This is a genomic window from Streptomyces vulcanius (assembly GCF_042653945.1).
Lineage (GTDB): Bacteria > Actinomycetota > Actinomycetes > Streptomycetales > Streptomycetaceae > Streptomyces > Streptomyces mangrovi.
Genome location: NZ_JBHSFK010000076.1, coordinates 1 through 13,452, shown reverse-complemented (window position 1 = coordinate 13,452; position 13,452 = coordinate 1). Strand labels below are relative to the sequence as shown.

Sequence of the window (13,452 nt, the reverse complement as noted above, 5' to 3'; positions counted from 1 at the left end):
AGGTTTGAACATGTCCACGCCGAGCCGCGTATGTACGGACGTACGGACGTGATGGTTCCGGCGGAAGGACCCGTAAGTGCGATCCTCCCAGCGACTCTCCGTCGCCCTCGCCTGCCCCGAGGGCGACTGGCCGCACGAGGACTGGCCCGCCCCCGACGATCCGTACGTGGGCCGCGTGGTGCGTGTCTCCCCGCCCTACCACGCCCTGCGCAAGGGCGCGGTGGACGTCGTCGTGCTGCGCTGCGAGGAGCCGACGGAGTCCTTCCCCAGGCTGCTCAGGGAGCTGGGCGACCGCAGCGTCCCGGTGATCGTCGTCAGCGCCCGCAGGGACACCGAGACCGTGGTCGAGGTCTTCCGGGGCGGGGCGGGCTATCTGGTCGAGGGGGACTACTGCTCCCACATGCTGTCCTCGGCGGCGATGGCCTCCACCGTCGGCCACACCTACCTCTCGCCGAGCGCCTGCGCCGCGCTGCGCGAGGGGGCCCGGCGGATGCCGGCGGCCGGCGACACCATGGAACGGCTGCGGTCCCTGCTCTCCCCGCGCGAGCGGCAGATCATGGAACTGCTGTCGACCGGCCTCGGCGCGCAGGAGATCGGACTGCGATTACGGCTCAGCGAGAAGACCGTCCGCAACAACCTCAGCAACATCTACGCCAAGCTCGACGCCCGGGGCGGCACGGACGCGGTCCTGCGATGGCTCGGGGCCACCCCGGCCGCGTCCGCCCTTCACACCTGAGAAGACTCAGGACGCCGGAACCTCGCCGAGCGGGATCTCCACGTCGGTGACGTTGCCGCCGCCCTCACCGAATCCGGGCTCGGTCCGAAGGCTGTTCCCCGAGTTCAGGATTCCGTTCGCCTCGGGCGTTCCGCACTTCACATTGCGCAGCCACAGCCGGCCGTCGGGCGTGCCGTTCTTCAGGATCTGCGGATAGAAGACGTGCACGGTCGCGGCGCCCTCGCTCGGCGCGAAGAACACCTTCTGGCCGTCCTGCGCCTCCTTGTAGGTGGCCCGCAGGAATCCGCTCACATCGGTGCGTTTGGCGGACCACATGAAGAAGCCGATGCTGTCCGGCTGGACGGTGTCGGAGCGGCTGAACGCCAGACCGGTCGTCTTGTCGTCACGCGTGATGTTGATTTCCGACGTGTTGAACTTCCCGCCGATCTCGAAGAACGAGTTGCCGAGTTTCGTGCCGCCGTCGACGACGAATCCGTCCTCCAGCTGAATGGTCCTGGTGACGGACGTGCTCACGCTGAAGGTGTTCGTCGCCGCGGTCGTCGATCCGCAGTTCTCGGTCACGGGTGAGACGCGCTGGTTGGGGCCGAGGCTGTTCGCCTTGAACTGGACGTCGACGAACTCGCAGTTGTCCAGTTTGTTCGAGTCGGCCGCGCAGTCGGAGGTCACCTCGGAAGGGGTGGCGGCGCCCGCCGAGTTCATCAGCGGAATGGCCACGGCGAGAGCCGCGACGGGGGCCAGGGCGAGGGTGATGCGCTTCTTCTTGCTGCGGTGGCTTCTGGCCCGAGGGGTGCCGGTGGTCATGGGGTTCTCCTGTGGGGGATGCGGGTTGAACTGCGATTCCTGCTGCGGTTACCGGTCAGCAGTCCTCCAGGACCGCCTTGGACGTGCCGTCCACGACACCGGGCGCCCCGGCCGCGCCCGGCAGGATCACGGGCCCCTCGACGACGTCCGGCGCCACGAAGTTCTTCTCGGGGGAGGGGTTCACGGCGAAGCTTCCGGGGTCGGCGTCGATGCGTACCCGCCATTCGCCGGTCATGCGCTGGATTTTCGGCGTGAACTCCATGTGGAGCACCTTGCCGACCGGCACCTCCCGCTGTTCCGTGGCGCCGGCGTTGGCCGACTTCACGGTCATGTCCAGGGTGCCCTTGTGCTTGAGCCAGGATCCGCTGAGGAATCCGAAGAGGCCGCCGCCGGCGCCCTGCTGGGTCACCGTGTACTTTCCCTGGCCCTGGGCCGCCGTGGCCGACCAGGTGACCGAGACCTTCGCCGGGTCGGTGGCGTTCGGCTCGCAGTTCGGGAAATCGATGGACGCCTTCTCGGTGGGTCCGTCGAAGGTCTCGAAGTTCGTCTCGACGAAATCGCAGTTGTCGGACTCGAAACCGTCGGCGAAGGCGCCTCCGAAGTCCTCCACCGACTGCTGCTTGCCGTTGAGCACCGAGGACCTCTGGCACATCCTCATGATCTGATCCGGCGTCTTCTCGTCGGCCGCGTTGGCCGAGGGGAGCATGGCGATGATGGCTCCGCCGGTCGCCAGTGCCGCGCCGATCGCCACGAAGCGGACTTTTCTGTTCCGCAGTTTCCGCCTGGCCATGCCGGACTCCGTTCCTTGGGATGGGCTTTACCGTGCCGTGAAGGATTATTGGGGCCGCGTACAGCCTGCGGACAGAGTCAAATGTCCCTACTTCCCGGTCACTTGATGTGTGCTTGCGCAATGGTCGGATGCCTGCGCGCAGCTATCTGACGATTCGTCAGATACGGCGCTACGATGCGCGGAACCATCGATGCGAAGGGGGCCGGGCATGGGCAAGCTCGACGGACGGGTCGTCCTCGTCACCGGAGCCGCGCGGGGCCAGGGCGAGCAGGAGGCACGGCTGTTCCGGGAGGAGGGGGCCGAGGTCGTGATCGCCGACGTGCTGGACGACCGGGGCGCGGCGCTCGCCGAGGAGATCGGCGCGCTGTACGTCCATCTCGACGTCGGCGCCGAGGAGGAGTGGGTGGCCGCGGTGCGGGCCGCCAAGCAGGCGTACGGCCATCTCGACGGCCTCGTCAACAACGCGGGCATCCTGCGCTTCAACGCCCTCGTCGACACGCCTCTCGAGGAGTTCATGCAGGTCCTGCGGGTCAACCAGGTCGGCTGCTTCCTGGGGATCAGGACCGTCGCGCCGCAGCTGGCCGACGGCGGCTCGATCGTCAACACCGCGTCCTACACCGGGCTGACCGGCATGGCGGCGGTGGGCGCGTACGCGGCGAGCAAGCACGCCGTGCTCGGTCTCACCCGGGTGGCCGCCCTGGAGCTGGCGCCCCGGCGGATCCGGGTCAACGCGGTGTGTCCCGGCGCCGTGGACACCGCGATGTCCAACCCGGCCCGGCTCGACCCGGACGCCGACCCCGAGGAGACGACCCGTGCCCTCGACTCCCTCTACCGCAAGCTGGTCCCGCTGGGCCGGATCGGCAGGCCGGAGGAGGTGGCGAGGCTCGCCCTCTTCCTCACCTCGGAGGACTCGTCGTACATCACCGGGCAGCCGTTCGTGATCGACGGGGGGTGGCTGGCGGGGGTCAGTGTCATCTGACGGTTCATCAGCTATTGACCCTCCGGGCGGGTGGTGCGACAGTCGTCAAAACTGACGGAGCGTCAGAAATCTTCGTCGGAAATCCTCTGGAACCGGGGACGGTGAACCGCCTTGGAATTCGGGCTCTTTGTACAGGGATACGTGGGCAAGCGTGCCGAGACCGATCCGCTCGCCGAACACAAGGCACTGATGGAGGAGACCGAGTACGTCATCCAGGCGGACAAGTCCGGCTTCAAGTACGCCTGGGCGTCCGAGCACCACTTCCTGGAGGAGTACTCCCACCTCTCCGCCAACGACGTGTTCCTCGGCTACCTGGCGCACGCCACGGAGCGGATCCATCTGGGCTCGGGCATCTTCAACCCGCTGGCCCAGGTCAACCACCCCGTGAAGGTGGCCGAGAAGGTCGCCATGCTCGACCACCTCAGCGAGAACCGCTTCGAGTTCGGCAGCGGGCGCGGCGCCGGGTCGCACGAGATCCTCGGGTTCATACCGGGCGTGACCGATATGAACTACACCAAGGAGATCTGGGAAGAGACCATCGCCGAGTTCCCCAAGATGTGGCTCCAGGACGAGTACGCCGGCTTCCAGGGCAAGCACTGGCAGCTCCCGCCGAGGAAGGTGCTGCCGAAGCCGTACGGCAAGTCCCACCCCGCGATGTGGTACGCGGCCGGGTCGCCGCCGTCGTACGCGATGGCCGCGAAGAAGGGGCTCGGGGTGCTGGGCTTCAGCGTCCAGAAGGTCGCCGACATGGAGTGGGTGCTCGAGCAGTACAAGACGGCGGTCGTCGACGCCGAGCCGATCGGGGACTTCGTCAACGACAACGTGATGGTGACGACGACCGCGATCTGCGCGCCGACGCACGACGAGGCGATCCAGATCGCCGTGCGGGGTGGGCTGCACTATCTGCCCTCGCTGGTGTTCCGCTACCACGACACCTTCCCGCGGCCCGAGGGCTTCCCGGTCTGGCCGGAGACGCTGCCCGAGTACACCGCGGAGTTCGTGGAACTGCTGGTCGAGGAGGAGCTGCTGATCTGCGGCGATCCCGACGAGGTGCTGCGGCAGTGCAAGCGGTGGGAGCAGGCCGGTGCGGATCAGTTGTCCTTCGGGCTGCCCGTGGGGGTGCCGAAGGAGGAGACGTTGCAGACGATTCGGTTGATCGGGGAGCAGGTGATTCCGAAGATCGACACGGATCCTGTGCATCGCACTACGCGGTTCCGGCAGAGCGCCTGATCGCCGTTGGGGTGCGGGTGGTCTGGCGACTGCGGGCCGTCTGTGGCTGGTCGCGCCCACGCGGCGGAGCCGCAAATCGAAGCAGCCCCGCGCCCCTGGGTAGGCATCCCGCACGTGCCTTGAGGAGGTACCCCATGCTTGATCACGTCATCAAGGGCGCGACCGTCGTCGACGGGACTGGGGCGCCCGGGTTCGTCGCCGACGTCGGCATACGGGACGGCCGTATCGCCGCCGTCGGGAATGTCAGCGAGGAGTCCCGGACTGTCGAGGACGCGCACGGCCTCGTCCTCGCGCCCGGGTTCGTCGACCCCCACACCCACTACGACGCTCAGCTCTTCTGGGATCCGTACGCCACCCCGTCCCTGAACCACGGGGTGACGACCGTCGCGGCCGGGAACTGTGGGTTCACGCTCGCGCCGCTCCATCCCTCCCGTCCTCAGGACGCCGACTACACCCGCCGCATGATGTCCAAGGTGGAGGGGATGTCGCTGGTCGCCCTGGAGGAGGGGGCGCCCTGGAGCTGGAGTGGGTTCGGGGAGTATCTGGACGCGCTCGAAGGGCGGATCGCCGTCAACGCGGGCTTCATGGTGGGGCATTGCGCGCTGCGGCGGTACGTGATGGGGGCGGACGCCGTCGGTGGACAGCCGAGCGAGGAGCAACTGGCCGAGATCGTACGGTTGTTGCACGAGGCGATGGAGGCGGGGGCGTGGGGGTTCTCCACCACCCAGTCCTCCACGCACTCGGACGGGGACGGGCAGCCGGTCGCGTCCCGGCACGCCCGCCCGGAGGAACTGCTGGCGATGGCGCGGGCCGTCGGCGAGCACGAGGGCACACAGATCGAGGCCATTGTCGCCGGCTGTCTGGACCAGTTCAGCGACGCCGAGATCGATCTGTTCGTGGAGCTGAGCGCCGCCGCCGGACGGCCCCTGAACTGGAACGTCCTGACCATCGACGCGGCCGTCCCGGAGCGGGTGCCGAGGCAGCTGTACGCCAGTGAGCGGGCGCGGAAGGCCGGCGGGCGCGTGGTGGCGCTGACCATGCCGATCCTCACGCCGATGAACATGTCGCTCGGTACGTTCTGCGCCCTGAACCTGATCCCGGGATGGGGTCCGATCCTCGGGCTGCCCGTCCCCGAGCGGATCGAGCGGCTGCGCGACCCGGAGGTGCGCGCCGAGATGCTGCGGCGGGCCGAGTCGAAGGAGGCGGGCGTCTTCCGGCGGCTCGCGGACTTCGGGCGGTACGTCATCGGCGACACCTACAGCGCGGCGAACGAGGGGCTCACCGGCCGCGTCGTACGGGACATCGCCGCCGAACGCGGCCAGGACCCCTTCGCCACCCTGGTCGAGATCTGCGCGGCCGACGAACTGCGTACCGTCCTGTGGCCCATGCCGACCGACAACGACCCCGCGTCCTGGGCGCTGCGCGCCGAGACCTGGCAGCACGAGGACGTGCTGCTGGGCGGCTCCGACGCCGGCGCGCATCTGGACCGGATGTGCGGGGCGCCGTACACCACCCGTTTTCTGGGCGACTGTCTGCGCGGGCGGAAGCTGGTGGGTCTGGAGCAGGCGGTGAAGATGCTGACGGACGACCCGGCGCGGCTCTTCGGGCTGCGGGAGCGGGGACGGATCCGGGAGGGCTGGCATGCGGACCTCGTCCTGTTCGACCCGGAGCGGATCGACGCGGGCAAGGCCACCCTGGTGCACGACCTGCCGGGTGACAGTCCACGCCTGGACTCCAGGGCGGTGGGGATACGGACGGTCTGGGTCAACGGGGTGGCGGCGATCCGGGACGACGTGGTGACGGGGGCGGTGCCCGGGAGGGTGCTGCGCTCCGGGCGGGACACCGGGACGGTGAGCACCAGGTGATGGCAGTCGAAGGGCAGCGGCTGTTCGTCGGGGGGCGGTGGGTCGATCCCGACGGCGGGCACTACGCGGTGACCGACCCGGCGACCGAGGAGACCGTCGGCTGGGCGCCGGAGGCCTCGCGGGAGCAGACACGGGCCGCGTGCGCGGCGGCCGGGGAGGCGTTCGGGGCGTGGTCGCGTACGACGGCGGAGGAGCGGGCGGCGATCCTGGGGCGGGCCGCCGACCTCGTCCGGGGGCAGCTGGTCGCGCACGCGGAGCTCGCGCAGGCGGAGACCGGCGCGACCACCGGGACGGCGCGGGGCATGCAGGTGGGGGTGGGCGCGGCCCGTTTCCGCCGGTACGCGCGCGTGGAGCCGGCGGAGTGGGCGATCCCGCCGCAGATCAACGAGGCGGGGCCGATGGGGAGGGCGGGGGTGATGGGGGCGCTGGCCGTCCGGCAGGCGGTCGGGGTCGTCGCCTGCATCACCTCGTACAACAACCCGTGGGCGAACCCGGCGGGCAAGATCGCACCCGCGCTGGCGATGGGCAACACCGTGGTGGTGAAGCCGGCCCCGCAGGATCCCCTGTCCGTGTACCGGATGGCGGAGGCGCTGGAGGCGGCCGGGGTGCCGCCGGGGGTCGTGAACGTCGTCTCCGGCGAGGCGGTGGAGGTCGGGGAGGAGGTCGTCGCGTCGCCGGATGTGGACATGGTGAGCTTCACCGGGTCCACGGCGGTCGGGCAGCGGATCGCCGAGGTGTGCGGGCGCGGGATGAAGCGTCAGCTGATGGAACTGGGCGGGAAGGGCGCGGCGGTCGTCTTCGACGACGCGGACGTCGGGTCGGCGGTCGCGGGGATCGGGACGACGTTCTCGTTCTACAGCGGGCAGATCTGCACGGCGCCCACGCGGGTGCTGGCGCAGCGGGGGGTGTACGAGCGGCTGGTGGAACAACTGGGCGCGTACGCGGGGCGGTTGAAGGTCGGTGATCCGAGGGAGCGGGACACGGTGGTCGGGCCGGTGATCTCGGCGGCGCACCGGGACCGGGTGGAGTCGTACGTGGAGCTGGGGCGGAAGGAGGGCGCGGTGGTCCTCGCGCCCGACGGGCAGCTGCCCGACCGGGGTTTCTACATCGGCCCGACCGTGCTGGCGGACTGCACGAACGACATGCGGGTGGCGCGGGAGGAGATCTTCGGGCCGGTGGTCGTCGTCATCCCCTTCGACGAGGAGGAGGAAGGCGTCGCCCTGGCCAACGACAGCGACTACGGCCTGATCGACTACGTCTGGTCGGGTGATGTGGCGAAGGCGTTCCGGGTGGCCCGGCGGCTGCGGGCGGGCGGGGTCGGCGTCAACACCGTCGGCCGCAACATGGAGGCGCCGTTCGGGGGGTTCAAGAAGAGCGGGGTGGGACGGGACGTGGGGTCCTACGCGCTGCACGCGTACAGCGAGGTGCAGGCGATCGTCTGGCCGGGGTGAGATCGTCCGGCCGGGTGACCAACACAAAAGGTGCCGTTTGCTTGCCCTTTGAGTCCTGAAGTGTGTGCTTGGCGTGCAGAGATCGGTCAACTGGCGTCTTAAACCTCCGATGTGCGATTAGCGTCCGGCGGAGGGGCGCGGGGCGGTGTGTACAGCCGTCGTCCAGCCCCTCCTTGCACACGTTCGAAGTACATGTTCGAAGTACATGTTCGAAAATCGTTCGGAGACCACTCGATGAAGCTCGCCAAGCGACTCGTCCTCACCACCGCGGTCCTCGCCACCGCGACCGCCGGCACCCTGCTGACCACCACGGTCGGCAACGCCGCGCCCGCGCACTCCGCCCACCTCCCCGCCGTCCACGCGCCCGCCGCGCTCAAGGTGCCGGACGGCAACAAGCTGACCGGCGTCTACGCCGCGAAGGGCGTCCAGACCTACACCTGCACCGACGGCGTCTGGAAGCTCCTGGAGCCCGCCGCCACCCTCTCGGACAAGAGAGGCCGCACCATCGCCCTGCACTCCCGCGGCCCGGTCTGGGTCTCCACCGTCGACGGCAGCGCCGTCAACGCCGCCGCCGCCGTCACCTCTCCCAAGGACGGCACCATCCCCGAGCTGCTCCTGAAGTCCACCGCCACCCGCGGCACCGGCGTCTTCGCCGACGTCTCCTACATCCAGCGCCTCAACACGGCCGGCGGCGTCGCCCCGGCCGCGGCGTGCACCGGCACGGACCAGGTCAGCGTGAACTACACCGCGACCTACGCGTTCTACAAGCCCGCCAAGTAGCGGGCGGGGCGACGGCCCCGTCAGTCCGCCAGGTCCACCCTCACCGTGAGCAACTGCGTGCCCAGGGCTTTCACGCCCGCGCTGTTGCCCCGGGGCAGGGTGCGCAGGCGGGCGACGGGGTCGTCGTCGTGCAGGAGGTGGGCGGTCCCGGTGTGCCAGCGACCGCCTATCCGCACCCGCACCCGTGGATCGGCCTTGATGTTGCGGACGTACTGCGACCGCTCCCCGAACTCCGACACCAGCCAGAAGCTGTCCCCGACCCGGCGACCGCCCAGCGGGGTGCGGCGGGGCAGCCCGGAGACCCGTCCGGTGGTCTCCAGCAAGCTGTGGAAGGGCAGCCGCCGCATCAGCGGGTTGGCGACGTACCGCTGGAAGGCGGTGGTGGCGCGGAAACGGAGGTCGTTGGGGCGGCCGGTCGTCGACATGGTCCGGGTGACTCCTTCACGTTGCTGTGAAGCGTTGGGCTATCTGCCGTCTCCATGGTCGCCGATGCCGCCGCCGGTCAGCGGTCGAGTGTCGCGAGGATCTCCCGGGGGTCGAAGGTGACCCGGATCCTGGTGATCCTCCCGTTCTCCACGTGGCTCCAGTTCGCGGTGGGGGCCGGTGCGGCGCCGCCGGCCGTGTGCAGGTCGAACCAGGTGATCACGTCCGTGTCGTCCGCCACGCGCGCGTGCACCTCGATCCGCTCCAGCATCCGGCCCATGCCGCGCAGCCCGGCGAGGCACTCCTCCACACCGGAGGCGCGTCCCAGGGCGCCCACGAAGTCGACGTCGTCGGCCAGGAGGCCGCGCAGGGTGTCGAAGTCACCGGTCTGCCAGGCGGTGAAGTACTGCTCGGAGATCTGTGCGGGAGTCGTCATGACTCCAGGGTTGTCGCTGCCGGCCCTTCAGTCCAACAGATGATTCAGATGATCAGTATCATCGTTGGTTATGGAGATGCATCAGCTGCGCTACCTCGCGGCGGTGGTGGACGAGGGCACGTTCACCGCCGCGGCGGTACGGCTGCACGTCAGCCAGTCGGGCATCAGCACCCAGGTGGGAAAGCTGGAACGGGAGCTGGGGCAGCAACTCCTGGAGCGCTCGGGACGCCGGGTCCGGCTGACGGCGGCGGGGGAGGCGGTGCTGCCTCTCGCGCGGGAGGCGCTGGAAGCCCTCGACCACATCGAGCACACGGCGACCGAGTTCGCGGCGGCCACCCGGGGCAGGGTGCGCCTCGGCATGGTCACGGGCTGTGCGATACCCGGCTTCCTGGACGCGGTGGCCGATCTGGGCCTGACCCACCCCGGCATCACCCTCAGCCTGCACGAGGACGACTCCCGGGCCCTGCAGTCCCAGGTGCTCGCGCGCTCGCTCGACCTGGCGCTGTTCGCGTTCGCGGGAGAGCCGGAGCCGGAGCTGGACGTGACGGTGATCGTCGACGAGCCGATCGCCGCGGTGGTGTCCCCGGCCCACCCGCTGAACCGGCCGTCGCCGGTACGGCTCGCCGACCTCCAGGCCGAGAAGATCCTCTGCCTGCCGCACGGCACGGGCATCCGGGCGGCGTACGAGCAGTCGTGCGTCCGGGCGGGCGTCGCGCCACGGGTGGACATCGAGGCGAGTTCGCCGCAGACGCTCATCGGGCTGGCCGAGCGCGGCGCAGGGGTCGCCGTCCTGAGCGTGTCCTCGGGGGCGGGGGATCGCGTTCGCACGGTCCCCCTCGCCGACGCCGCCACCCACGCCTGCCTCGGCCTGGCCATCCGCCCGGACCAACGCTCCCCGGCCGCCCGCCTCCTGCTGACGAGACTCCGGGCGGCACTCGTCATGCCATCGTCGTGATGCCATCGTCGTGACGGGAGCGGGAGTGGGGGCTGCGGTGCGAGTGGTGACCTGGAACCTTTGGTGGCGCTTCGGCCCGTGGCGGGAACGGCGGAAGGCGATTCACTCCGTCCTGCGGGAGTTGCGGCCGGATGTGGTCGGCTTGCAGGAGGTGTGGGCCACCGGGGACGGTGGGGACGACGGGGAGAACCTCGCGGAATGGCTCGCGGAGGGGCTCGGCCTGCACTGGGCGTGGGCCCCGTCCCCGGCACCGGAGCGCTGGCGGCGCCGGATCGGCGGAGAGCCGGTGGACATCGGCAACGCGGTGCTGAGCCGCTGGCCGGTGCGGGAGCAGGCGACGCTGCTGCTCCCGGCCCCCGCCGAGCTGGCCGACGGCCGCATGGCGCTGTACGCCCGTCTGGCCGCGCCGTCGTACGACGTGCCGTTCTTCACGACCCACCTCACCTCGGCCGACGACGCCTCGGCGGTGCGCTGCGAGCAGGTCTCGGCCCTTGCCGAGTTCGTCGCGGCGCACCGGGGCGACACCGTCTTCCCGGCCGTCGTCACGGGCGACTTCAATGCCGAGCCGGACTCGCCCGAGGTCCGGCTCCTCGGCGACCACGCCCTGTACGACGCCTGGACCCACGCGGCCCCTTCGGCCCCGTCCGCCACGTGGAACCCGGCCGGCCCGAACCCGTACGCGAGGATCGACTACCTCCACGTCGGCCCACCGGGCCCGGGCGGTATCGGCCGGGTCCGTGCCGTACGGCGTGCGGGCGCCGCACCCGTGGCCGGCGTGTGGCCGTCCGACCACACGGCGGTGGTCGCGGACCTCAGCGCCGGGTGAGGGTCTGGAGGAGGGCTGCGAAGGCGGCGGGGGTGGTGGTGAGAACGGCCTCTGAGGGGTCGGCGGATTCGGTGAGGTGGATTGTTCTGGCGATGGAGGCGGGGGCTGCGGATATATGTACACAGGCTTCCCCTTCTTGGCAGTAGGACGACTTCTGCCAGGTGGGCGTGGGCATGTCGGCTCCTTTCACAGGTGCTCGGCGACGGAACGGATCAGGTCTCGTGACTTCTCGGGACTGAGCGCGGTGGCCTCTACGACGTCCAGCAGGCGCCGATACTTCTCGAGGTGGGCCTCGGCGTCCAGGAAGACGGGACCGTGGAACTGGTCGAGTTGCACCGTGTCCAACTCGGGTACCGGGCCGCACAGGTAGTTGATGGACTGGCCCGATCCCGGGAACGCCCCGACCTCGAAGGGGAGTACTCGAAGGGTGATGTGGTCCTGCTCGCTCATGTCGATGAGGTGCTGGAGCTGATTACGGGTCACTGTCCGGCCGCCGACCCGCATGTGCAGGGCTGCCTGGTGGATGACGGTGCTGTACGGATTCGCGTTTTCGCGGAACACGACGTCCTGCCGCTTGATGCGGTGTGAGACGCGGTGCTCGACCTGCGGAGGCGTGGGCGCAGGGATCGCCTGACTGAAGATCTCCCGGGCATGCTCCGCGGTCTGGAGCATGCCCGGGATGTGCGCGGTGAAGGCGGTACGGATGGCCGTGGCGTGGTGCTCCAACTCGGCAAGGGCGAGCATCCCCGACGGCAGCACCTCCCGGTAGGCGTCCCACCATTGCCCGCGCGTCTTCTCGGCGGCCATGTCGGCGAGGGCTTCGACATAGGGCTGGTTCGTGCAGTCGTAGATGTTGGCCATTGCCCGGACGCGCTCCGCGCTCACTCCGAACCTGGCGGACTCCACGTTGCTGAGTTGACCAGAACTCGTGCCGAGAACTCTGGCCGCCTCGGTAGAGGTCAGTCCTGCCCGCTCGCGGAGTTTGCGCAGTTCGGTGGCCAGCCGGACCCGTCGGGCCGTAGGGGCCGGTCTGGGTGTCATGAGACCTCCTCGCCCTGGGAGTTTGTCACCCACACGAGGGAGAAGTTGCCGAGATTCTTCGAAATCTCGCAAAGAACTTTTGCTGAACCCCTACCTTCTTTCTCAGGCGCCCCGCCCGGAAGCGCACCGTGGGACGCCGCGGCAATGACACCAGGCACCTGCTCAACTCCCCTCAGTGACCGGAGACTTCCGTTGGCCACCGTATCCCCGTCCTGGAACTACACCCTGCACCTTCCCCGCGATCCACCTGGCTTTCGGGCAGGGTGCCCGGTCCTTCAGGGCCGGGGTGAATGCCCGCTCCCGTGGTGCGGGGCAGGGATGGCCGGGTCGCCGCCAGGGCGGTCCGGCGTCGTCGTCCGGGATGCCGAGGGTGGCCACGGACGGGCGGTGGCGACGGGACGCCGAGGTCCTGGGGCCCGCGGCTGGCGGCCGACGGTGGGTGGGGTGGTCACTCGCATGGGGGATGGTGATCGATGAGGTGCGCGGCCGTGGAACGTGTGGCCTACGTTCACGGCATGGCACGGTTTCGGATGTACCCGACGGGCGGGCAGGTGCGGCAGATGCTGCTGCACTGCGCGCACGCGAGGTACGTGTGGAATCTCGCTGTCGAGCAGCACGCGCACTGGGAGCCGGGCCGCGGGTCCGCGCCGGGGTTTGCCGAGCAGTGCTGTCAGCTCACCGAGGCCCGGCGCGCCAATGAGTGGCTGGCGGCCGGGAACGCGGATGTGCAGCAGCAGGCCCTCAAGGACTTCGCGAAGGCCAAGAGCGCGCGTTTCACGTCCGGGTTCGGTGAGCCGACCTGGCGCAAGAAGTTCATGCATGAGGGTTTCCGTGTCATCGGCACCGACCGGGTGCCCGAGTACGACGCAGACGGCTCGGTGAAGCTGAACGCGAAGACCGGCCGGCAGGTCATGGGCCGCTCGGTCGTGGTGCGCAGGCTGAACCGGCGGTGGGCGCAGGTGAAGGTGCCCGGCTGCGGCTGGGTGCGCTTCCGCCTCAGCGCCGGCGGCAGGGGCGCGAAACTGCCCGACGCGAAGACGTTCCGCGTCACGCTGAAGAACGGGCAGTGGCATGCCGCGTTCGCCGTCGTCCCCGGGCCGGTCCCCGCGCCCGGCACCGGTGAGGTCATCGGCATCGAC

General features: G+C 69.8%; 15 protein-coding genes. 9 read left to right on the top strand and 6 right to left on the bottom strand.

Annotation, left to right across the window (positions count from 1 at the left end):
- Positions 1-76: 76 nt before the first annotated feature.
- Positions 77-736: a LuxR C-terminal-related transcriptional regulator gene (locus ACFPIH_RS54650; protein WP_381176789.1), complete on the top strand. Its 660-nt coding sequence runs from the start codon at positions 77-79 to the stop codon at positions 734-736.
- Between the two features lie 6 nt (positions 737-742).
- Here the strand turns inward: ACFPIH_RS54650 and ACFPIH_RS54645 are convergent, their stop codons facing one another.
- Together ACFPIH_RS54645 and ACFPIH_RS54640 are read right to left on the bottom strand one after the other, a co-directional pair.
- Positions 743-1,537: a hypothetical protein gene (locus tag ACFPIH_RS54645; protein ID WP_381176787.1), complete on the bottom strand. Its 795-nt coding sequence runs from the start codon at positions 1,535-1,537 to the stop codon at positions 743-745.
- A 55-nt stretch (positions 1,538-1,592) separates the two neighbouring features.
- Positions 1,593-2,327, bottom strand: coding sequence for a hypothetical protein (locus tag ACFPIH_RS54640; RefSeq protein ID WP_381176784.1), 735 nt, complete (start codon positions 2,325-2,327; stop codon positions 1,593-1,595).
- A gap of 208 nt (positions 2,328-2,535) precedes the next feature.
- On the opposite strand from ACFPIH_RS54640, the gene ACFPIH_RS54635 reads away from it, so the two are divergent.
- The 5 genes from ACFPIH_RS54635 to ACFPIH_RS54615 all read left to right on the top strand — a co-directional run bounded on the left by ACFPIH_RS54635 (position 2,536) and on the right by ACFPIH_RS54615 (position 8,632).
- Positions 2,536-3,306, top strand: coding sequence for an SDR family NAD(P)-dependent oxidoreductase (locus ACFPIH_RS54635; RefSeq protein WP_381176781.1), 771 nt, complete (start codon positions 2,536-2,538; stop codon positions 3,304-3,306).
- Positions 3,307-3,417: 111 nt separating this feature from the next.
- Positions 3,418-4,536: an LLM class flavin-dependent oxidoreductase gene (locus ACFPIH_RS54630; protein WP_381176778.1), complete on the top strand. Its 1,119-nt coding sequence runs from the start codon at positions 3,418-3,420 to the stop codon at positions 4,534-4,536.
- A 134-nt stretch (positions 4,537-4,670) separates the two neighbouring features.
- On the top strand, positions 4,671-6,401 hold the full coding sequence (locus tag ACFPIH_RS54625) for an N-acyl-D-amino-acid deacylase family protein (RefSeq protein WP_381176776.1): 1,731 nt from the start codon (positions 4,671-4,673) through the stop codon (positions 6,399-6,401).
- A complete protein-coding gene (locus ACFPIH_RS54620) occupies positions 6,401-7,852 on the top strand; it encodes an aldehyde dehydrogenase family protein (RefSeq protein ID WP_381176773.1) in 1,452 nt (483 codons plus the stop codon). Before ACFPIH_RS54625 ends, ACFPIH_RS54620 begins: the two co-directional genes overlap by 1 nt.
- A 234-nt stretch (positions 7,853-8,086) precedes the next feature.
- Complete coding sequence (locus ACFPIH_RS54615; protein ID WP_381176770.1) at positions 8,087-8,632, top strand: DUF3455 domain-containing protein; 546 nt, start codon at positions 8,087-8,089, stop codon at positions 8,630-8,632.
- 20 nt (positions 8,633-8,652) lie between these two features.
- On the opposite strand, the gene ACFPIH_RS54610 is transcribed toward ACFPIH_RS54615, so the two are convergent.
- Complete coding sequence (locus ACFPIH_RS54610) at positions 8,653-9,057, bottom strand: nitroreductase/quinone reductase family protein (RefSeq protein ID WP_381176767.1); 405 nt, start codon at positions 9,055-9,057, stop codon at positions 8,653-8,655.
- Positions 9,058-9,134: 77 nt separating this feature from the next.
- Positions 9,135-9,491 carry a nuclear transport factor 2 family protein gene (locus tag ACFPIH_RS54605; RefSeq protein WP_381176763.1) on the bottom strand — a complete coding sequence of 119 codons (357 nt, stop codon included), beginning with the start codon at positions 9,489-9,491 and terminating at the stop codon, positions 9,135-9,137.
- Positions 9,492-9,561: 70 nt separating this feature from the next.
- On the opposite strand from ACFPIH_RS54605, the gene ACFPIH_RS54600 reads away from it, so the two are divergent.
- Positions 9,562-10,446, top strand: a complete 885-nt coding sequence (locus ACFPIH_RS54600) for a LysR family transcriptional regulator (protein WP_381176761.1) — start codon at positions 9,562-9,564, stop codon at positions 10,444-10,446.
- 37 nt (positions 10,447-10,483) lie between these two features.
- Entirely contained in the window at positions 10,484-11,272 is a 789-nt protein-coding gene (locus tag ACFPIH_RS54595; protein ID WP_381176758.1) for an endonuclease/exonuclease/phosphatase family protein, read from the top strand.
- On the opposite strand, the gene ACFPIH_RS54590 is transcribed toward ACFPIH_RS54595, so the two are convergent.
- Positions 11,259-11,447 (bottom strand): DUF397 domain-containing protein, encoded by a 189-nt coding sequence (locus tag ACFPIH_RS54590; protein WP_381176755.1) that lies wholly within the window; start codon positions 11,445-11,447, stop codon positions 11,259-11,261. The two genes, ACFPIH_RS54595 and ACFPIH_RS54590, sit on opposite strands and share 14 nt — an antisense overlap.
- Before the next feature lie 11 nt (positions 11,448-11,458).
- Positions 11,459-12,313: a helix-turn-helix domain-containing protein gene (locus ACFPIH_RS54585; RefSeq protein ID WP_381176752.1), complete on the bottom strand. Its 855-nt coding sequence runs from the start codon at positions 12,311-12,313 to the stop codon at positions 11,459-11,461.
- 515 nt (positions 12,314-12,828) lie between these two features.
- Between ACFPIH_RS54585 and ACFPIH_RS54580 the strand changes: the two genes are divergently transcribed.
- Positions 12,829-13,452: helix-turn-helix domain-containing protein (locus ACFPIH_RS54580; protein ID WP_381176749.1), on the top strand; the 624-nt coding region annotated here is incomplete at its 3' end.